15 protein-coding genes and 3 tRNA genes are annotated in these 19,557 nt (G+C 74.5%); 16 read left to right on the top strand and 2 right to left on the bottom strand.

Annotation, left to right across the window (positions count from 1 at the left end; all coding sequences use genetic code 11):
• Positions 1-111 precede the first annotated feature (111 nt).
• Complete coding sequence (locus VM95_RS15270; protein ID WP_045696810.1) at positions 112-1,179, bottom strand: M48 family metallopeptidase; 1,068 nt, start codon at positions 1,177-1,179, stop codon at positions 112-114.
• A gap of 349 nt (positions 1,180-1,528) precedes the next feature.
• On the opposite strand from VM95_RS15270, the gene VM95_RS42575 reads away from it, so the two are divergent.
• From VM95_RS42575 to VM95_RS15240, 8 genes are all read left to right on the top strand, one after another.
• The gene (locus VM95_RS42575; protein ID WP_157882112.1) at positions 1,529-1,675 is read left to right on the top strand and encodes a hypothetical protein; all 147 of its coding nucleotides are present in this window, start codon (positions 1,529-1,531) and stop codon (positions 1,673-1,675) included.
• Between the two features lie 164 nt (positions 1,676-1,839).
• Positions 1,840-1,995: a hypothetical protein gene (locus VM95_RS43270; protein ID WP_167352925.1), complete on the top strand. Its 156-nt coding sequence runs from the start codon at positions 1,840-1,842 to the stop codon at positions 1,993-1,995.
• Positions 1,996-2,119: 124 nt separating this feature from the next.
• Complete coding sequence (gene nadD, locus VM95_RS15265) at positions 2,120-2,752, top strand: nicotinate-nucleotide adenylyltransferase (RefSeq protein WP_045696808.1); 633 nt, start codon at positions 2,120-2,122, stop codon at positions 2,750-2,752.
• A 15-nt stretch (positions 2,753-2,767) separates the two neighbouring features.
• A complete protein-coding gene (locus VM95_RS15260) occupies positions 2,768-4,642 on the top strand; it encodes a LytR C-terminal domain-containing protein (RefSeq protein ID WP_045696805.1) in 1,875 nt (624 codons plus the stop codon).
• Positions 4,643-4,822: 180 nt separating this feature from the next.
• The gene (gene rsfS, locus VM95_RS15255) at positions 4,823-5,281 is read left to right on the top strand and encodes a ribosome silencing factor (protein WP_045696802.1); all 459 of its coding nucleotides are present in this window, start codon (positions 4,823-4,825) and stop codon (positions 5,279-5,281) included.
• The gene (locus VM95_RS15250; RefSeq protein ID WP_045696801.1) at positions 5,278-5,925 is read left to right on the top strand and encodes a histidine phosphatase family protein; all 648 of its coding nucleotides are present in this window, start codon (positions 5,278-5,280) and stop codon (positions 5,923-5,925) included. Before rsfS ends, VM95_RS15250 begins: the two co-directional genes overlap by 4 nt.
• A gap of 182 nt (positions 5,926-6,107) precedes the next feature.
• Positions 6,108-6,180 (top strand) — tRNA-Ala (locus VM95_RS15245).
• A gap of 51 nt (positions 6,181-6,231) precedes the next feature.
• Positions 6,232-6,304, top strand: a tRNA-Ala gene (locus VM95_RS15240).
• Between the two features lie 100 nt (positions 6,305-6,404).
• On the opposite strand, the gene VM95_RS15235 is transcribed toward VM95_RS15240, so the two are convergent.
• Complete coding sequence (locus VM95_RS15235; protein WP_045696798.1) at positions 6,405-7,304, bottom strand: helix-turn-helix transcriptional regulator; 900 nt, start codon at positions 7,302-7,304, stop codon at positions 6,405-6,407.
• Between the two features lie 103 nt (positions 7,305-7,407).
• Here VM95_RS15235 and VM95_RS15230 point away from each other — a divergent pair, with 103 nt between their 5' ends.
• The 8 genes from VM95_RS15230 to VM95_RS15195 form a co-directional block, all read left to right on the top strand.
• Positions 7,408-8,883 (top strand): MFS transporter, encoded by a 1,476-nt coding sequence (locus VM95_RS15230; RefSeq protein WP_052707385.1) that lies wholly within the window; start codon positions 7,408-7,410, stop codon positions 8,881-8,883.
• A gap of 137 nt (positions 8,884-9,020) precedes the next feature.
• Positions 9,021-9,093 (top strand) — tRNA-Ala (locus tag VM95_RS15225).
• Between the two features lie 108 nt (positions 9,094-9,201).
• Complete coding sequence (locus VM95_RS15220; protein WP_045696796.1) at positions 9,202-10,494, top strand: NsdA family TPR-like regulatory protein; 1,293 nt, start codon at positions 9,202-9,204, stop codon at positions 10,492-10,494.
• A gap of 289 nt (positions 10,495-10,783) precedes the next feature.
• Positions 10,784-13,666 (top strand): leucine--tRNA ligase, encoded by a 2,883-nt coding sequence (gene leuS / locus VM95_RS15215; protein ID WP_045696794.1) that lies wholly within the window; start codon positions 10,784-10,786, stop codon positions 13,664-13,666.
• 344 nt (positions 13,667-14,010) lie between these two features.
• Positions 14,011-14,793: a hypothetical protein gene (locus VM95_RS15210; protein ID WP_045696792.1), complete on the top strand. Its 783-nt coding sequence runs from the start codon at positions 14,011-14,013 to the stop codon at positions 14,791-14,793.
• A gap of 90 nt (positions 14,794-14,883) precedes the next feature.
• A complete protein-coding gene (locus VM95_RS15205; protein ID WP_045696790.1) occupies positions 14,884-15,729 on the top strand; it encodes a DegV family protein in 846 nt (281 codons plus the stop codon).
• A 141-nt stretch (positions 15,730-15,870) separates the two neighbouring features.
• Positions 15,871-16,845: a ComEA family DNA-binding protein gene (locus VM95_RS15200; protein WP_244178778.1), complete on the top strand. Its 975-nt coding sequence runs from the start codon at positions 15,871-15,873 to the stop codon at positions 16,843-16,845.
• A gap of 93 nt (positions 16,846-16,938) precedes the next feature.
• On the top strand, positions 16,939-19,557 hold a 2,619-nt coding region (locus VM95_RS15195; RefSeq protein WP_052707384.1), incomplete at its 3' end, for a ComEC/Rec2 family competence protein.

Below are 19,557 nucleotides of genomic sequence, written 5' to 3'. Positions count from 1 at the left end.
GACGCGCCGTGCGGACGCGCCGTGCGGACGTGACGTGCGGACGCGATGTGCGGACACGACGACGGCCGGCGCCCGGGGCGGGGCGCCGGCCGTTCTCGTGTCCGGCGGGTGCTACTTGTCGTCGTGGTCGGACGGGCGGTCGGACGAGCCGCCCCGGGCGCCGCCACCGGTGAAGGTGTCGCGCAGCTTGCCGCCGACGCTCGCGGCGCCGCCCGCGACGTCCCGCAGCAGGCCCATCAGCGGGTCCTTGCTCTCCTTCACCGAGGTCGTGTAGTGCTCGGCGGCGGCCTTCCACTGCTCGGAGACGGAGGCGTTCGGGTCGTCCGTGCGGCGCGGGTAGGCGCCGGCCAGGATCGAGCGGTACTCGTCGCTCTCCGCCCACTTCTTCAGCTGGGCGACCCGTACCACCGCGAACGGGTGCGTCTGCGGCAGCAGTTGGAGCAGCTTGAGGACGCCGTCGCGCAGGTCCCCGGCCTTCTCGTACTCCTCGGCCTGCTCCAGGAACGCGTCCACGTTCATCTGGGCCAGGTTGTGCCCGCCGGCCAGCTTCATCAGGGCCCGCATCGACGCGTGGAGGTCCTGCCCGGCGAGCAGACCGGCCCGGTCGCTGGACAGCTCCGCCTTGCGGAACCACTCCTTGAGCGCGGTGGTGATCGCGGTGATGGCCAGGTTGCCGAGCGGCACCCAGGCGATCCGGGTGGCGATGTTGGTGAGGATCAGCAGCATCGTCCGGTAGACGGCGTGGCCGGACATCGCGTGGCCGACCTCGTGGCCGATGACCGAGCGCAGCTCCTCCTCGTCGAGCAGCTCGACCAGGCCGCTGGTCACCACGATGATCGGGGTGTCGATGCCGATGGTGAACGCGTTGACGGCCGGGTCCTGGCTGACGTACAGGTCCGGGACCTGGTCGAGGTCGAGCACGTAGGCGGCGTCGCGGACCATGTCGTACAGCTCGGGGAACTGCCGCTCGGAGGTCTTCACGGCGGTCGCCAGGAACATCAGCCGGATCGCCCGCTCGGAGACCAGCCCGGCCAGCTTCTTGAGCACGTCGTCGAAACCGGTCAGCCTGCGCAGCGCGACCAGGGCGGAGCGGTCGGCGGGGTGCTCCCAGGCCCGGGTGGAGATCTCGGGGAAGCGCTGGCGGCGCCGGCTCGGGGTCTTCTCGAAACTGTGGGTCATGGTCTGAGTACCTCCTGGTCGACGGCGGCCCCGGCCGGACGGCCGGCCCCCGCTGCTCTTCGCCTGTGACGACTGTCCGTACAACGCGCGTGGTTGCGTACTCGTCCCCGGGGCCGGCGTACGCGCGGGGCGGCGGCCGGGCCGGGGGCGGCCGGCGGGTGTGCGGAGCGTGCGTGGGGAGGACGCGGGGAGGACGCGGGGAGGGGGACGGGAGGCGGCGGGCCGGCGGGCGGGAGGCGGCGCGCAGGGGCCGGTGGGAGGCTGGGGTGTGAGGCCGGTTTACCCTGATTGCCCTGGAGAACCGAGACCGGACCCGGCCGCGGTACCGAGAGTTCGAGGAGCCCCGCAGATGTCCACCGACGCGCTTGTCAGCCTGGCCGCGCCCATCTCCGACGAGGCCGGGCCGGGCCTGTTCCTGCGGATCATCGTGATCTCGTCCTTCGTCGGGATCGGCCTGCTGGTCTGGATCATGGCCAAGGCCTTCCGCGGCAACTGAGGCCCGCCCCCCGGATCCCCGCCGGGCGCGCGGCTCACGTCCGGTCAGCGGCGGTGGGCCGCCGAGCGGTTGCCGTGTGACCCCCCGTACGATGACGGTGGGCCCTCACCGGCCCGGAGCAACCCCCAGGCCAGTTCCCCCGAGCCGAGAAGGTCCCGCCGACCATGAACACTGCCGCACTCCCCGTCCTGAACCTGCTCGCCGAGGGTGGCGAGGGGGGCAACCACGACAGCCTGAACCCGGCGCTGACGGGTGGCGCCGCGCTGTTCATCCTGCTGCTCCTGCTCTTCATCGTCACCCGCTTCAACCGGGACCGCTGAACCGGCCCCAGGAGCCTCTCGGGGAGCGCCCGGCCGGTGGCCGGCCGCTCCCTCGCGCGTGCCGGGACGGCCCCCGACCCCGGCGCTGCCGCCCCGTAACGGGCGTCGCGTAAGGTGTGTCGGCATGGGAGAGCAGGCCGGGAATCCCGGCGGACCGGAACCGGTGAAGAAGCGCCTCGGCGTGATGGGCGGCACCTTCGACCCGATCCACCACGGCCACCTGGTCGCCGCCAGTGAGGTGGCGAGCGCGTTCCACCTGGACGAGGTGATCTTCGTCCCCACCGGGCAGCCCTGGCAGAAGAGCGACCGGCAGGTCACCCCGGCCGAGGACCGCTACCTGATGACGGTCATCGCCACCGCGGAGAACCCGCAGTTCTCGGTCAGCCGGATCGACATCGACCGCGACGGCCCGACCTACACCGTCGACACCCTGCGCGACCTGCACGCCATGCACCCGGACGCCGACCTGTTCTTCATCACCGGCGCCGACGCGCTCGCCCAGATCCTCTCCTGGCGCGACTCCGACGAACTGTTCTCGCTGGCCCACTTCATCGGATGCACCCGCCCGGGGCACACTCTCTCGGACGCCGGGCTTCCGGTGGGCGGGGTCTCCCTGGTGGAGGTCCCGGCGCTGGCCATCTCCTCCACGGACTGCCGCAACCGGGTCGCCAAGGGCGAGCCGGTCTGGTACCTCGTCCCGGACGGCGTGGTCCGCTACATCGACAAGCGGGCGCTGTACGCCCCGCACGGGACCTGACCCAGGAGCGGGCGCATGAGTGATCGCAACGGCGGCCACCAGCCGCAGGACTGGTCCACCGGGCAGTACCAGCAGCCCTACCAGGGGTACCAGCAGCAGCCGCAGGAGCAGTACGAGCAGTACGACCAGTACGGGCAGCCGGTGTACGGGCAGGGCTCGTACACCGGCGGCTACCAGGAGCACGGTCACCAGGAGCAGGGCTACCAGGGCCGCGGTCACCAGGAGCAGGGCTACCAGGGGCAGGCCCACCAGCAGGCGTACGAGCAGCAGGGGTACCCGCAACAGGGGTACGAGCAGCAGCCGTACGAGCAGTACGACCAGTACGGGCAGCCGGTGCAGCAGGCGTACCAGCAGGGCGGGTACGGGTACCAGGAGCAGACCTACGGCTACGAGGGCTACCAGCAGCCGTACCAGGCCGCTCCGGCGGCTCCGGTCGCTCCGGTCGAGCCCGTCGCCCCGGTGGTCGCCGAGCCCGAACCCGAGCCGCGGCCCGTCCCGGTCGCGCCGGCCGCTCCCGCCGCCGTGCCGCCGTCGCGCCGCGGCGCGGCCCGGCCGGCCGCCGAGGCGCCGGCGGCCAAGGCCGAGCCGCCGTCCGAGCAGGTCGCCGGGGCGCGCGGCGGCAAGGGTGCCGGGAGCAGGGCGCCCAAGGACTCGTACGCCACGGGCGAGTTCACCTTCGTCGACGAGGAGACGGAGGAGTCCGAGGACGTCATCGACTGGATGAAGTTCACCGAGTCCCGGGGCGAGGTGCGCGCCGAGCGACGCCGCAAGCTGCGCAACCGGCTGATCGCCCTCGGCGTGGTGCTCGGGCTCGCGGCCGCCGGCACCGGCGGCTACCTGTGGTTCTCCGGCGACCAGCCGACCGCGGCGGCCGCGGCCGGCGGGCGCCAGGTCAACGTCGTCCACCTGCGCGACCTTCAGGGCAAGGTGTCCAGCGCGCTGCTGGTCGACGACACCGGCGGCAAGAAGGGCACCGTGCTGCTGCTGCCCGACAACCTGCGGCTGCCCGGCCCCGGCGACCCGCCGGTGACCACGGTCGGCCAGGCCATGGACAGCATCGGCGCCTCGGCGACCCGCGACGGCCTGTCCACCGTGCTCGGCGCCCCGGTCGCCGGCACCTGGCGGCTGGACACCCCGTACCTGGAACTGCTGGTCTCCCAGCTCGGCGGCATCCGGGTCGACACCAACGCCGAGACCAAGGACGCCGCGGGCAAGCAGCTGTCCCCGGCGGGCAAGAACGTCCTGCTCAGCGGCAAGGCCGCGGTCGCGTACGCCACCCTGCAGGCGCCGGGCGAGAACCGGGACGCCCAGCTGGCCCGGTTCGGGCAGGTCATGGACGCGGTGGTGCGCACCATGCCGACCGAGTTCAAGGACGCCAAGGACGACGTGCACCGGATGAACGCGGTGCTCGACCCCTCGCTGCCCGAGGACGCCCTCGCCGGGGTGCTCGTGCAACTCGCCCAGCAGGCCAAGGACGGCCACTTCGGCACCGCCGCGCTGACCGTCAAGCCGGACGGCGGGCTGGACGAGGCCACCGCGGGCAAGCAGGTCAAGGACGTGCTCGGCGGCACCGTGAAGTCCGCGGGCGCCGGCGACTCCGCCCCGGCCCGGGTCTCGATCCAGGACGCCACCGGCAACGACCAGGCGGCGGCCGCCGCCCAGGTCCAGGTCGTCAACGCCGGCCTGACCTTCATCCCCGGCGGATCCAGGACCGCGCCGCAGGCCACCAGTGAGATCCGCTACACCGACGACGCCCGGCAGGCCGCGGCGAAGTCGCTGGCGGCCAGCCTGGGGCTGCCGGATACGGCGGCGAAGAAGGTCGGCGACGCGCAGAACGCGGACCTGGTGGTCGTGCTCGGCAAGGACTACCAGCCGCCGAAGAACCAGTAGGCCGGTGCCCGGCCGGGCGGCCGCGGGCCGCCCGGTCGTCCGGCGGCCCGCCCGGCCGACCGGTCCGGCGCCGGTGCCCGGCGCAAAAGCGTTCCGGGGGCGCCCGGGCGGCGTGAGATCCTGGAAGGCGACCCCCGGCCGCGTGCCGGGGCGCCCCAAGCCGCCGACCGGAAGAACACCGTGACCGTCACCGACCACAGCCAGCAGCTCATCACCGTCGCCGCCCAGGCGGCGGCCGACAAGCTCGCGCACAACATCATCGCCTTCGACGTCAGCGAGGTGCTGTCGATCACCGACGCCTTCCTGATCGCCTCCGCGAACAACGACCGCCAGGTCCGCTCGATCGCCGAGGAGATCGAGGACCAGCTGCGCGAGCAGCTGGACATCAAGCCGGTGCGCCGCGAGGGCGAGCGCGAGGGCCGCTGGATCCTGCTCGACTACCTGGACATCGTCGTGCACGTCCAGCACTCCGAGGAGCGCTCCTTCTACTCGCTGGACCGCCTCTGGAAGGACTGCCCCGAGCTTCCGCTGCCCGCCGACGCCATGGAGTCGCGCAACCGCCCCGACGCCCACTCCGACGAGGCCGGCAACGCCGTCGCCCCCGCCGACGACTTCGGCAAGCCCGAGGACCTGCACTGAGCCGGGCCGCGCGGGGCCCGCGCATCGTCTTCTGGCGGCACGGTCAGACCTCCTGGAACCTCGAATCGCGGTTCCAGGGCACGACCGACATCGAGCTGACCGAGCAGGGCGTCGAGCAGGCCCGGCGGGCGGCCCGGCTGCTCTCCGGGCTCCGCCCCGACCTGCTGATCTCCTCGGACCTCCAGCGCGCCCGGCGCACCGCCGCGGAGCTCGCGGCGGTCACCGGGCTGGACGTGCAGCACCACGAGGGCCTGCGCGAGACGTACGCGGGCTCCTGGCAGGGCCTGACCAACGCCGAGATCCGCGCCCGCTACCCCGAGGAGTACGCGGCCTGGGCGGCCGGCGAGCCGGTGCGGCGCGGCGGCGGCGAGCTGGCGACCGAGGTCGCCGACCGCTCGGTGCCGGTGGTGCTGGAGGCCGTCGAGAAGCTGCCGGACGACGGCACGCTCGTCGTGGTCAGCCACGGCGGGACGATCCGCACCATGCTCGGGCGGCTGCTCGACCTGGAGGCGCCCGTGTGGGAGCGCTTCGGCGGGCTGTCGAACTGCTGCTGGTCGGTGCTCGGCCGCGGCGCGCGCGGCTGGCGGCTGCTGGAGCACAACGCGGGCACGCTGCCGCAGCCGGTCATCGGCGACGACACCTGAGCGGTGGCACCCGAGCGGTGGCGCCCGGACGGTGTCGCCCACGTGGCGGCGGGGGCGCGACAGGGGTGGAGCGGGGGCCCGGGGGAGCGGATTTCGCAGTTCCGGCCCTGACCAGCTAGAGTCTTCCTCGTTCGCAGGGAAGGAACGCGGCCCGGAAGGGAAGCGGGAGATCCGGTGAGTGCGGGGCTATAGCTCAGTTGGTAGAGCGCTTGCATGGCATGCAAGAGGTCTGGGGTTCAATTCCCCATAGCTCCACTCCGCATCGGCGGTCGTGGAAGTCGGTAGGTCCAGGGTCGCCCGCGTCGCGGGGCTATAGCTCAGTTGGTAGAGCGCTTGCATGGCATGCAAGAGGTCTGGGGTTCAATTCCCCATAGCTCCACAGCAGTTCGGAAGGCCGTCACCCAACGGGTGGCGGCCTTCCGGCGTTTCGGGGCGGCGGACGGACGGCCCGGTCGCTCCGGGCCCCGGGGCCCCGCCGCTCAGCCCTCGCAGGTGTGCGTCCAGCCGCCCGGCGCCAGCGAGTCGAGCCGCTCGACCAGCTCCCGGTCGCAGGGGCGCTCCGGGACGTACACGACGATGTAGCACTCCGGCACGCCCGGCATCGTCAGGTACGTCGCGTTCAGCCGCATCACCCCGAGCACCGGGTGGCGGAAGATCCGCAGCAGGGTGTGCGGCGGCGCCACCTCCTGGCGGTCCCACAGCTCCCGGAACACCTCGCTGCGCGCCGACAGCCGCCGCACGTGGGCCTCCCAGGCCGGCTCGCCGACGTGCTTGCCGTACGCCGAGCGCAGCACCGCCACCATCCGGGGCAGCGTCTCCTCCGGGTTCTCACACGGGTTGCAGCACTCCGGCGAGGTCAGCATGCACCAGAGGCTGTTGAAGTAGACGCCGTGCGCCGGGCGCATCCGCTCGGTGCCGAACAGCGAGCGGTACGGCCGGTTGAAACTCAGCACGTCGAACCGGGTGTTGGAGACCGCCGCCGGCAGCGGCGCGAGCGAGTCCAGGATCACCTGGATCGACGGGCTCAGCTCCGGCGCGTCCGGCTGCGCGAGCGGTGAGGGCTCCAGCCCGGCCAGCCGGAACAGGTGCTGCCGCTCGGTGCCGTCAAGCCGCAGCGCCCGGGCCACCGCCAGCAGCACCTGCTCGCTCGCGTTGATCGGCCGCCCCTGCTCCAACCACGTGTACCAGGTGACCCCGACCCCGGCCAGCTGCGCGACCTCCTCGCGCCGCAGCCCCGGGGTGCGGCGGCGCAGCCCGGGCGGCAGGCCGACGTCCTCGGGCGTGACCCGCGCCCGGCAGGCCTTCAGGAAACGGGCCAGCTCGGTGCGACGGTGCCCGCGGCCGGCCGTCGCGGCGGGGAGCTCCTCCAGGACGGTCATGGGCTCCATCGTGCCGCAGGGCGCGCGGGCGATACAGGTGCTGGCAGTACCAGGATCAGCAGGCTCTAACCACTGGTACCGGCACGCCCCCAGGCTGGTCGCCATGACCGACCTCCAGACCCGGCCCGCCGCGGCGGCGGGCACCGGCGCCGCCCCGCCCGTACGGCCCGGGCTGCTCCTCGCGCTCGTCCTGTGCGGGCAGTTCATGGCCGTGCTCGACGGCTCCATCGTCAACGTCGCGGTGCCGACCATCCGCACCGACCTGGGCGCCTCCGGCGCCGCCCTGCAACTCGTGGTCGCCGGATACTCCATCGCCTACGCGGTGCTGCTCATCACCGGCGCCCGGCTCGGCGCCCGGTTCGGGTACAGCCGGCTGTTCCAGGCGGGCCTGGCTGGCTTCACCGCCACCTCGCTGGCCTGCGGCCTCGCCCCGGGCACCGGCTGGCTGATCGCCTTCCGGCTGCTCCAGGGCGCGGGGGCGGCGGTGATGGTCCCGCAGGTGATGAGCCTGCTCCAGCGCACCTTCACCGGCGCCGCCCGCACCCGGGCGATCGGCCTCTACTCGGCGGTGCTGGCGGTGGCCGTCGCGGCCGGGCAGGTGCTCGGCGGAGTGCTGGTCAGCGCCGACCTGTTCGGCACCGGGTGGCGGCCGGTGTTCCTGGTCAACGTGCCGATCGGGCTGGTGCTGCTGGCGGCCGGTGCCCGGCTGCTGCCGCGGCTGCCCGGCGACGCCCCGCGCGGCTTCGACCTCCCCGGCCTGCTGGCGCTCGCCGTGGCGCTCGGCCTGCTGGTGGTGCCGCTGGTGCTCGGCCGCGAGCTCGGCTGGCCGCACTGGTGCTGGGCGGCGCTCGCGGGCAGCGTGCCGGTGTTCGTCCTCTTCGTGGCGGTCGAGCGCGGCGTCGCCCGGCGCGGTGGGCAGCCGCTGATCCCCGGGCGGGTGCTGCGGGCCCCCGGCCTGCGCCCGGCCCTGGCCGCGCTGTTCACGGTCATGGCCGCCTACGCGGGCTTCATGTTCACCTTCGCCCTGCACCAGCAGGCGGCCCTCGGCCACAGCGCGCTGAAGGCCGGGCTCTGCTCGGCGCCCGTCGCGATCGGCTTCGGCCTGGGGAGCCTGCGCTGGCACAAGCTGCCGGGCCGGCTGCACGGGGTGCTGCCGCTGCTCGCCGGGGTGCTGCTCGGCGGCGGCTACCTGCTGCTGGGGGTGCTGCTCGGCGGCGGCGCCGAACTCGGGCCGGTGGTGCTGGCGGAGACCGGCGCGCTCGGCTTCGTCGCCGGCTGCACGTACGCGCCGCTGTTCGCCCGGGCGCTCGCGCACGTGGCGCCGCAGGACGCGGCCGACGCCAGCGGGGTGACGGTGACCGTCCTCCAGCTCGGGCAGGTGGTCGGGGTCGCGGCGCTCGGCTCGCTGTTCCTCGGGCAGGTGGACCTGCCGGCGCCGGCCGCCGACTCGGGGCACGCGGTGCTGGTCACCCTGGCGGTGAACGCCGTCATGGTGCTCGTGGGGGTCGGCTTCGCCGCGCGCACCCGGCGGGCGGGCGCGGCGGGTGCGACGGGTGCGGCAGGCGCGGCGAGGGGGTGACGCGCGGGCCGGGCCGGGTCGTGGCCCGGCCGCGGGAAACGGATTTCAGGAGCACGCCCGGGACCGTGTAAAGTAGTCGATGTCGCCGAGGGAAACGGACGGAAACGAACCGGAACCACGGTGACATCGCAGGTCAAGGGGCTATAGCTCAGTTGGTAGAGCGCTTGCATGGCATGCAAGAGGTCTGGGGTTCAATTCCCCATAGCTCCACAGTGGTTGAAGAGCCGCCTCCCGATGTGGGAGGCGGCTCTTCGCCGTTGTGTCCCAGAGTGTGCATGCCACCGGCGGCCCGGGCGCGAATCCCGCTACCGTCGTCCCATGGCCGATCTGCAGCGAAGGCGGAACGAGGAGCTGGCCCGGATACTGCACCAGCTCGGCTGGAGCCCGGAACGGCTGGCCCGCGAGGTCAGCCTGGCCCTGCCGCCGGGCCTGGCGATCAGCTCCACCGCCCCGTACAAGTGGCGCGACCGCGGCATGGTGCCGCGCAGCCCGCACGACCAGGCGGTCTGCGAGGTGCTCAGCCGCACCCTCGGCATCGCCGTCACCTACGAGCAGTTGTGGGGCCGGATGGGCGGCCACCGCGGCGCCAAGATCCTCTCGCCCGGGCTGCTCACCGACGCGTGGACCGCCGACACCGCGCAGACCGCGCTGCGCGAGGCCGCCACCGACGCCGGGCCCGTCCGGCTCACCGACCTGTTCCGCAGCGCCGACCTCGACCAGGCCGCCGAACGCCTCAGCACCCCGCCCCCGCCGGTCGGCGGCGGCGAGGGCGCGCTGCGCGTCGACCCCGCGCTGGTCGGCGACCTCGGACTGTCCTACCGCAGCAAGCAGCGGCTCGAACGCTCCTGCGGCGGCGGCCTCGTCCTCGGCCCCACCCGGGCCGAACTCGCCATGCTGGCCAAGCTGCTGGAACTCGGCGCGTACGACGAACGGCTCGGCCGCGAGCTGTACGGCACGGCCAGCCGGTTCGCCCGGCTGGCCGGCTGGGCCGCCTACGACCTCGGCCACGACGCCGCCGCCCAGCGGGCCTTCGTCGCCGCGCTGCGCGCCGCGCACGTCAGCGGCGACGTCCGGCTCGGGGTCGCCGTCCTCGGCGCGCTGGTCGTCCTCGCCACCCAGGGCGCCGGCGGACGCGGCCTGGACGCCGTCTCCGCGCTCAGCGCCGCCCTCGACAGCCACGGCGAGGCGCTCAGCCCCGGCGGCCGGGCCCGCCAGCTCGGCCGGATCGCCCGCGCGCACGGCCGCCGGGGCGAGGCCGAGCCGGCCGAGGACGCCGCCGCCCGGGCCTTCGCCGAACTGGACGGGGTGCCCGGCGCCGAGGAGGCCCGGGCCTGCCTGGCCGGGATGGTGGGGGAGGCGCGGCTCGCGCTCGGGCGGCACCGGATGGCCAAGGCGCAGCTCGCCGAGGCCGTCGCCGGGCTCGGGCCGGGGCGGGCGCGGACCAAGGCGCTGCTGATGGTGCGCCTCGCGGAGACCCACCGGCGGCTCGGCGACCGGCGGGAGGCGGCGCGCACGGCGGAGCTGGCGCGGGCCCTGGCGGCGGGCATGCAGTCCGAGCGGCTGGCCCGGGCGCTGCGGGACTTCGACGCGGCGGGGCGGGTGGGGGCGTAGGCGTAGGCGTAGGCAGGGGTGGGGGCAGGGGCGGCGGCGTGCCGCGTGCGGCCGAGGGAACGCCCGGGAGGGCGTCGAGCCGCTTGCGGTACCCTGAGCCCATGCGAACCGTGCGCCTGCTCCTTAGCCGGCCGCGCTGACCAGGACCGGCTGAGCCCACGGGCGGTGCCGGAGTCGGCGTGGCGTCCCCTCCTGCGAGGGGCTTTTTTGTTTTCCGCCCCGTGCCCTCGTTCCGCGCCCGGCCGCGCCGCGCGGTTCGCCCACTGACATCGATGGAGCTTGAAGGACCATGAGCGAGACGACCCCTGCGTCCGGCGCGGCCGAGGCCGCCACCGAGCCGTTCCGGTACAGCGCCGCGCTGGCGGCGGAGATCGAGTCCCGCTGGCAGGACATCTGGGAGAAGGAGGGCACCTTCCACGTGCCCAACCCGGTCGGGCCGCTGGCCGACCCGTCCGCCGGTGACGTCGCCGCGAAGCCGCACAGCTTCATCATGGACATGTTCCCGTACCCCTCGGGCGCGGGCCTGCACGTCGGCCACCCGCTGGGCTACATCGCCACCGACGTCTTCGCCCGCTACCAGCGGATGACCGGCCACAACGTCCTGCACACCCTGGGCTACGACGCCTTCGGCCTGCCCGCCGAGCAGTACGCCGTCCAGACCGGCACCCATCCGCGGGTCTCCACCGAGGCCAACATCGCCAACATGCGCCGCCAGCTGCGCCGGCTGGGCCTGGGCCACGACCCGCGCCGCTCGTTCTCCACGATCGACCCGGAGTACTACCGCTGGACGCAGTGGATCTTCCTGCAGATCTTCAACTCCTGGTACGACGCCGACGCCGCCAAGGCCCGCCCGATCGCCGAGCTGGTCCAGCAGTTCGCGGACGGCACGCGCGAGGTGCCGGGCGGCCGGGCCTGGGCGTCCCTGACGGCCGGCGAGCGCGACGAGGTGCTGGCCGAGTACCGGCTGGCCTACGCCAAGGAGGTGCCGGTCAACTGGTGCCCCGGCCTGGGCACCGTGCTGGCCAACGAGGAGGTCACCGCGGACGGCCGCTCCGAGCGCGGCAACTTCCCGGTGTTCAAGTCCAACCTGCGCCAGTGGATGATGCGCATCACCGCGTACTCGGACCGGCTGATCAACGACCTGGACATGCTGGACTGGCCCGAGGCCATCAAGCTGCAGCAGCGCAACTGGATCGGGCGCTCCGAAGGCGCCCGGGTCGACTTCGCCGTCGACGGCGAGAAGATCACCGTCTTCACCACCCGCCCCGACACCCTGTTCGGCGCCACCTACATGGTGCTGGCGCCCGAGCACGACCTGGTCGACGCCATCGTCCCCGCCGCCTGGCCCGAGGGCGTCCCCGCCGAGTGGACCGGCGGCGCCGCCACCCCCGCCGAGGCCGTCGCCGCCTACCGCGCCGCGGCCGCCGCCAAGTCGGACGTCGAGCGGCAGGTCGAGGCCAAGGTCAAGACCGGCGTCTTCACCGGCGCGCACGCCGTCAACCCCGTCAGCGGCGAGTCCGTCCCCGTGTTCATCGCCGACTACGTGCTGATGGGCTACGGCACCGGCGCCATCATGGCCGTCCCCGCCCACGACCACCGCGACTTCGCGTTCGCCCGCGCCTTCGGCCTGCCGATGCGCTGCGTCGTCGAGCCGACCGACGGCCGCGGCGCCGACCCGGCGCAGTGGGACGACGCCTTCGACACGTACGACTCGGTCATCGTCAACTCCGTGCGGGACGGCGAGCTGTCCCTGGACGGGCTGAGCGTCGTCGACGCCAAGGCCCACGTCACGGCCTGGCTGGCCGAGCGCGGCATCGGCGAAGGCACCGTCAACTACCGCCTGCGCGACTGGCTGTTCAGCCGCCAGCGGTACTGGGGCGAGCCCTTCCCGATCGTCTACGACGAGGACGGCGTCATGCACGCGCTGCCCGACTCGATGCTGCCCGTCGAGGTCCCCGAGGTCGACGACTACTCGCCGCGCACCTTCGACCCGTTCGACGCCTCCTCCTCGCCGGAGACCCCGCTGTCCCGCAACGAGGCCTGGGTCAACGTCGAACTGGACCTGGGCGACGGCGTCAAGAAGTACCGCCGCGAGACCAACACCATGCCCAACTGGGCCGGCTCCTGCTGGTACGAGCTGCGCTACGTCGACCCGTCGAACACCTCGGCCGTCGCCGACCCCGCCAACGAGCGCTACTGGCTGGGCCCCACCGACACCAAGCCGGCCGGCGGCGCCGACCTGTACGTCGGCGGTGCCGAGCACGCCGTGCTGCACCTGCTGTACGCGCGCTTCTGGCACAAGGTGCTGCACGACCTGGGCCACGTCTCCTCCGTCGAGCCGTTCCACAAGCTGTTCAACCAGGGCATGATCACCGCCGACGTCTACCGCGACGAGCGCGGCTTCCCGGTGCCCGCCGCCGAGGTCGAGGAGCGCGACGGCGGCTACTTCTGGGAGGGCGAGCCGGTCAAGCGCGAGGCCGGCAAGATGGGCAAGTCCCTGAAGAACGCCGTCGCCCCGGACGACATCTCCGACGAGTACGGCGCCGACACGCTGCGCCTGTACGAGATGTCCATGGGCCCGCTGGACGTCTCCCGCCCCTGGGACACCCGCGCCGTCGTCGGCCCGTACCGCTTCCTGCAGCGGCTGTGGCGCAACATTGTCTCGGAGACGACGGGCGAGCTGGTCGTCACCGACGAGCAGCCCGACGAGGCCACGCTGCGCGTCCTGCACAAGGCGATCGACGGCATCCGCGGCGACATGGCGGCGCTGCGCTTCAACACGGCCGTCGCCAAGGCGATCGAGCTGAACAACTACCTGGTCAAGCGCGGCTCCACGCCGCGCGAGGTGGCCGAGCAGCTGGTGCTGATGGTCGCGCCGCTGGCCCCGCACGTCGCCGAGGAGCTGTGGCGCCGGCTGGGCCACACCGAGTCGCTGGCGCACGCCGACTACCCGGTCGCGGACCCGGCGTACGTGGTGGACGAGTCGGTCACCTGCGTCGTGCAGATCAAGGGCAAGGTGAAGGCGCGGCTGGAGGTCGCGCCCGGCATCACCGACGCCGAGCTGGAGACGCTGGCGCTGGCCGAGCCGGCGGTCGTCGCGGCGATCGGGGACGCGGCGGTGCGCAAGGTGATCGTGCGGGCGCCGAAGCTGGTGAACATCGTCACGGGCTGAGTGGGCTGAGTGGGCTGAGTTCGGCCGTTGTGGGTCGGGCCCGGTCCGGCTCGTTCTCGGGCGGGCGTCCTTCGGGGCGCCCGCCCGGGCGTTTTCGGGGGCCTGCGGGGGCGTTCCGGGCCTCGGGGGCGGGGTGTTCGGGCCCTCGGGGTCGGGGCGTTCCGGGCCCTCGGGGTCGAGGCGTTCGGGCCCTCGGGGAGATCCCGGATCTGTCCCTGATCTCCGGCCGCCGGGCCCGTTCGGCCCGCCCCGGGAGGGGACCGGCGGCTACCGTGGAACCCACGGCGATGCGGCCCTCGTTGGGCCTGCGTGGGGGCCGAACTGGTAGCGGAAGGTGACGCTCGATGGACGTGTTCGGCGTGATGATCGGCCTGGTCATGCTCTTCGGGATCGCGGTGCTGGTGCTGGCCGTGGTCGGCACGGTCAAGGCCGCCAAGGCCGTCGCCGCGAAGGTCGAGCGGCACGAGGCCAACGCCCGGCGCGTCGTCGAGAACGCCACGCTCAAGGCCAGGACGTACACCAAGGTCGGCCCGCCCGCGCAGATCGCCGCCGTCCGGCTGGGGCTCCGCACCGCGCTCGACGGCACCCGGCAGGTGCTGGAGGGCGGCGTCGAGCAGGACGGGCAGCTCGGCGAGGCGCTCGCCCTGCTCACCCGGCTCGACGCCCACGCGGCTGAACTCGACGGCGAACTGCGGATGTTGGAGCGTGAGCCGGACACCGGGCGGATCGCCGCCAAGCTGCCGGAGCTGCGGGAGCGGGCCGAACGGATCACGCACTCGGCGGAGACCATGCGGTGGGCGGCGCAGGACCGGATGCACCGGTTCGCGGACGACGAGCTGAGCCGGCTGAGCCAGGAGTGCGAGAGCGAGGCGGGGGCGCTGCGGCACTGGGACGGGGCTTCGGCTGCTTCGTCTGCTGCTTCGGCGTCGTCGTCCTCGTCGGATTCTCGGGCGGGTGCTGCGGGGTCCGGGGCTACGCGGCGGGCCGGGATCACGGACGGGAAGGGGCGGCCGAGCGCCGAGGACCTGCTCGGGCTCGCCGATCCGCTGGCCAAGCTGGCGCAGCGGCTGCGCAAGCCGTCCGCCGGGCCCTCGGCGGGGCCGTCCACGGGGTCCTCCACGAGCTGATGAGCCGATCTTCGGGTCTTCGGGGCGGTGCGGCGGCGCTGCGCGTCGGGGCGCTGTCCTCACGAACGAACGGGGAGTAACCTCCGCCTCATGCCCTCCGACCTCGCACTTGTCACCGATTCCACGGCCTATCTGTCGCAGGAGTCCCTGGACCGGCACGGGATCACGGTGGTTCCGCTGAGCGTCGCGGTCGGCGACTCGGTCCTCAGCGAGGGCGTCGAGATCTCCCCGAAGGACGTCGCGGAGGCGCTGCGGGCCAAGCAGCGGGTGACCACCTCCATGCCCAACCCGGACGCGTTCGCCGCCGCCTACCGGGCCGCCGCCGAGGCCGGGGCCGAAGGAATCGTCTCCGTGCACATCTCGGGCGAACTGTCCGGCACCGTCGAGGCGGCCCGGCTGGCCGCCGCCGAGGCGCCCGTCCCCGTACGGGTGGTCGACAGCCGGCTGGTCGCCATGGCGCTCGGGTACAGCGTGCTCGCGGCCGCCGAGGCCATCGCGGCCGGGCGGGGACTGGCGGAGGCCGCCGAGGCGGCGGACCGGCGGGCGGCCGTCACCAGCGGGTTCTTCTACGTCGACACCCTGGAGTACCTGCGCCGGGGCGGGCGGATCGGGGCCGCGCAGGCGCTGCTCGGCTCGGCGCTGGCGGTCAAGCCGCTGCTGCACCTGGACGGGGGGCGGATCCAGCCGCTGGAGAAGGTGCGCACGGCGTCGCGGGCCATCGCCCGGCTGGAGGAGATCGCGGTCGAGCACTCCGGGGAGGGCGAGGTCGACATCACCGTGCACCACCTGGCCGCCGAGGACCGGGCCGAGCCGCTCGCGGAGCGGCTGCGGGCGCGGGTGCCGGGGCTGCGGGAGCTGTACGTGGGGGAGGTGGGGGCGGTCATCGGCGCGCACGTCGGGCCGGGGCTGCTCGCGGTGGTGGTCGCGCCGCGCTGAGACGGGCGTTTCGGCCGCTGCGTCAGTTTCGGAGGGGCCGCATCACTCGTGTGAGTGACGCTTTTATCCACAACCCCTGAGTTATCCACAGGTTTCCGCAAATTTCCGCGTGTTCGGCGGCGGACTCCTACCGTCCTCGCCATGACGACCTTGGGCCTGGGCGCGGCGAAGAAGCGCCATGTGATCAACGAGACGGTACGGCTGCGGATGGCGGCGCTGCTGCCGGAGGGGGAGACGGGCGCCTCGGCGGCGGCGGTGGCCGAGCCGGGGGGCGGGGTGGAGCCCGTGGTGTCGGTCGAGCCTGCGGCGCCGGTGGATGCGGCGGGGCCGGTGGTGTCGGCGGGGCCGGTGGTTCCGTCGGACCCGGTGGGGGTGGCCGATCGGACGGGTGGCGTCGGGACGCGGCTGCGGTTCGCCTCGGCGCTGGCGCTCGACCGGCGGGCGGTGGCCGGGCTGGCCGTCCTGCTGCTGTTCGCGGTCGGCTACGCCGTCCAGCACTTCTGGCTGGGCAGGCCGGAGGCGGTCGCCGTCCCCGCGCTGGCCTCCGCCTCGCTACCGGCCGCAGCGGTGTCGGCGGGGGTGCCGGCCGAGGCCGTACCGGCAGCCGGGCCCGGAGCGCCGTCCGGGGCGGCGGCCGGCCCGCCGGAAGGCCCGGCCGCGTCCGGCGCCGAGGCCGCCGTCGTGGTCGACGTCGGCGGCCGGGTCCGCTCGCCCGGCCTGCACACCCTGCCGGGCGGCTCGCGGGTGGCCGACGCCGTCCGGGCGGCGGGCGGCGCGCTGCCGGAGACCGACACCAGGAGCCTCAACCTCGCCCGGGTGCTCACGGACGGCGAGCAGATCGTCGTCGGTGATCCGACGCCCGCCCCCGCGCTGGTGGCGGCCCCCGCCTCCGGCGCCGGACCGCCCGGGGCCGCCGCACCCCGGCCACCCGTCAACCTCAACCGCGCCACGCTCGAACAGCTCGACGCCCTGCCCGGCGTCGGCCCGACCCTCGCCCAGCGCATCCTCGCCTACCGCGCCGCGCACGGCTCCTTCCGCTCCGTCGACCAGCTCCGGCAGGTCAGCGGCATCGGGGTCCGTACGTTCGCGGAGCTGCGTCCGCTGCTCACCCTCTGACGTTCCGTCCGCCCGTCTGTCCGCCTGTCCGCCCGCCCGCCCGTCCCGCCGTCGCCGGCCGCCGTCCGCTGTCCGCCGAAGGGAGGTACCGCCATGTCCGCCGTCGTCAACGCGCCGGTGTCGCCAGCCCGTTCTGCGGGCAGCGACTTCCGGCTGTGCTTCCCCGCCGTCTCGGCCTGGGTGGTCACCGCGGCGCTGCTGCGGCTGGAGCCGGGTCACGAACCCCTCGTCCTCGGGGCGGCCGTGACCGCCGCCCTCGCGGCCGTCCTGCTGCTCACCCGGCCCGGGCTCCGGCGCCGGCACGGAGCCGTGGCGACGCTCGCCGCCGTCCTGCTCACCTCGGCGGCGGCCGCCATCGCGACGCCGCTGCACACCGCCGACCTGCACCGGGGCCCGCTGCCGGAGCTCGTCCGCGCGGCCGAGCGCGCCCCGGGCGCGGGGGCGCCGGCGGTGGAGGTGGAGCTCACCGTCACGGGGGACCCGAAGGCCCATGACGTCCAGGGCGGCACCGGCGGCGGGCAGACGCTGCTGACCGTCGCCGCGGTGGCCGACCGGATCACCGTCCTGCCGGACGGCGGCACCACCCGGACCAGCACGCCCGTGACGGTCATGGCCCGGGGTGCGGAGAGCGCGCCGTGGCAGCGGCTGCTGCCGTCCGCGCGGCTGGCGGCCGAGGCCGACGTCCGGCCGCCGGGGGAGGGCCGGGACACGGAGTCCGCGGCACTGCTGGTCGTCCACGGCCCGCCGCGGCTCCTCGCGCCGCCCGACCTCGCCCAGCGGATCGCCGGGCGGCTGCGCGAGGGCCTGCGCACGGCCACCGACGGGCTGCCGCCGGACGCGCGGGGGCTGCTCCCCGGCCTGGTCGTCGGCGACGTGTCGCGGCTGCCCGACGACCTCGACGAGGCCTTCCGGGCCACCGACCTGGTGCACCTGGTGGCGGTCAGCGGGGCCAACCTGGCGATCGTCCTCGGCGTGCTGCTGGGCGCCCCCGGGCTGGCCGGGAGCGCGGAACGGCGCGGGCTGGCACCGGTGTTGGGGATTCCCCTGCGCACCAGCGCGCTGCTCGGTACGGCGCTGACGCTGGCCTTCGTCACCATCTGCCGGCCCGAGCCCAGCGTGCTGCGGGCGGCGGGCACGGGGCTGATCGGCATGCTGGCCCTGGCCACCGGCCGTCCTCGACAGGCGGTGCCCGCGCTCGCCGGTGCCGTCCTGGTGCTGGTCCTGCTCGACCCGTTCCTGGCCCGGTCCTTCGGCTTCCTGCTCTCGGTGCTCGCCACGGCCGGGCTGCTCGTCCTCGCCCCGCACTGGGCCGAGGCCCTGCGCGCCCGGGGCTGGCCGCACCACCTGGCCGGCGCCTTCGCGGCGGCGGCCGCCGCCCAGGCGCTGTGCGCGCCGGTGACGGTGGTGCTCTCCGGGCACATCAGCCTGGTCGGGATCCCGTGCAACCTGCTCGCGGAGCTGGCGGTGGCCCCGGCCACGCTGCTCGGCTTCGGGGTCCTCGCGCTGCAGCCGGTCCTTCCCGGCGCGGCCCGGCTGCTGGCGGAGCCGGCCGGGGTGCCGGCCACCTGGCTCGCTCAGGTGGCGCGCCGCGGTGCGGAGCTCCCGGGTGGCCAACTTGCCTGGCCGGGCGGCTGGTTCGGGACGGTGACGGTCGCGCTCGGGGTGCTGGCCGCCTGCTGGGCGGCGCCGCTCCTGCTGCCGCGCCGGGCCGAGCCCGGCCGCCCGGTACGGGCCCGCCGCCGGTGGGTGCGCGCGCTGGTGACCGGGGTGCTGCTGATCGTGCTGCTCGGCGTGCTGCTGCGGCCGCCGCAGCTCACCCGGATCGCCACCGGCTGGCCGCCGCCGGGGTGGCGGCTGGTGATGTGCGACGTGGGGCAGGGTGACATGGTGGTCCTGTCCGCGGGTGCGTCGGGCAGTGCGATCGTGGTCGACACCGGTCCGGAGCCGGCCGCCGCTGATCGGTGCCTGCGCGAGCTGGGGGTGACGGAGGTCCCGCTGCTGGTGCTGACGCACTTCCACGCGGACCACGTGGAGGGTGTGCCGGGGGTCTTGCGAGGGCGTCGGGTCGGTGCTGTCGAGGGCACGACGGCGGACGATCCACCGGGCGAGGCCGCCCGGGTGGCGGCGTGGGCGGCGGGTGCCGGCGTCCCGCTGCTGCGAGCGGGTCGGGGTGAACGGCGCTCGGCCGGTGCGGGGCTGTCCTGGGAGGTGCTGTGGCCTGACCCGGGGGCGGCGGCCGAGGCGCCGGGTGCGAACAACGCGAGCGTGGCGCTGGCGGTGACCTTGGCGGGCGGCCTCCGGATGGCGCTGCTCGGAGACCTCGAACCTCCTGCCCAGGCGGCGTTGTCGGGGCGGGTGGGGCGGGTGGACGTGCTGAAGGTCGCCCATCACGGTTCGGCCTATCAGGACTGGGACTTGGCCGGTGCGTTGCGGCCCCGGCTGGCGTTGATCTCCTGCGGCGAGGGAAATGCGTACGGGCATCCGTCCGGGCGGACGGTCGACCACCTGCGCGCGCTCGGTGCCACGGTGCTGCGGACGGACCGGGCCGGCGACATCGCGGTGACCGGGGACTCCCCGGCAGCTCTCGGGGTGTCCGTGCACGCGTCGACGGGCACGCACGGGGCGCGCAAGCCGCACCCCCGGGTGACTGCCACTGGTTCGGGGCATGCCGCGGCGTTGGCCACTGGTATCAGGGCTGCCACCGTCCCCGCT

This window comes from Streptomyces rubellomurinus, from assembly GCF_000961885.1.
GTDB lineage: Bacteria > Actinomycetota > Actinomycetes > Streptomycetales > Streptomycetaceae > Kitasatospora > Kitasatospora rubellomurina.
This window is presented reverse-complemented; position numbering and strand designations above follow the sequence as displayed.

Coding starts and splice junctions, on each gene's coding strand:
- VM95_RS15270 (WP_045696810.1), bottom strand. CDS start 1,179: ATGACCCACAGTTTCGAGAAGACCCCGAGCCGGCGCCGCCAGCGCTTC.
- VM95_RS42575 (WP_157882112.1), top strand. CDS start 1,529: ATGTCCACCGACGCGCTTGTCAGCCTGGCCGCGCCCATCTCCGACGAG.
- VM95_RS43270 (WP_167352925.1), top strand. CDS start 1,840: ATGAACACTGCCGCACTCCCCGTCCTGAACCTGCTCGCCGAGGGTGGC.
- nadD (WP_045696808.1), top strand. CDS start 2,120: ATGGGAGAGCAGGCCGGGAATCCCGGCGGACCGGAACCGGTGAAGAAG.
- VM95_RS15260 (WP_045696805.1), top strand. CDS start 2,768: ATGAGTGATCGCAACGGCGGCCACCAGCCGCAGGACTGGTCCACCGGG.
- VM95_RS15235 (WP_045696798.1), bottom strand. CDS start 7,304: ATGACCGTCCTGGAGGAGCTCCCCGCCGCGACGGCCGGCCGCGGGCAC.
- VM95_RS15230 (WP_052707385.1), top strand. CDS start 7,408: ATGACCGACCTCCAGACCCGGCCCGCCGCGGCGGCGGGCACCGGCGCC.
- VM95_RS15220 (WP_045696796.1), top strand. CDS start 9,202: ATGGCCGATCTGCAGCGAAGGCGGAACGAGGAGCTGGCCCGGATACTG.
- leuS (WP_045696794.1), top strand. CDS start 10,784: ATGAGCGAGACGACCCCTGCGTCCGGCGCGGCCGAGGCCGCCACCGAG.
- VM95_RS15210 (WP_045696792.1), top strand. CDS start 14,011: ATGGACGTGTTCGGCGTGATGATCGGCCTGGTCATGCTCTTCGGGATC.
- VM95_RS15205 (WP_045696790.1), top strand. CDS start 14,884: ATGCCCTCCGACCTCGCACTTGTCACCGATTCCACGGCCTATCTGTCG.
- VM95_RS15200 (WP_244178778.1), top strand. CDS start 15,871: ATGACGACCTTGGGCCTGGGCGCGGCGAAGAAGCGCCATGTGATCAAC.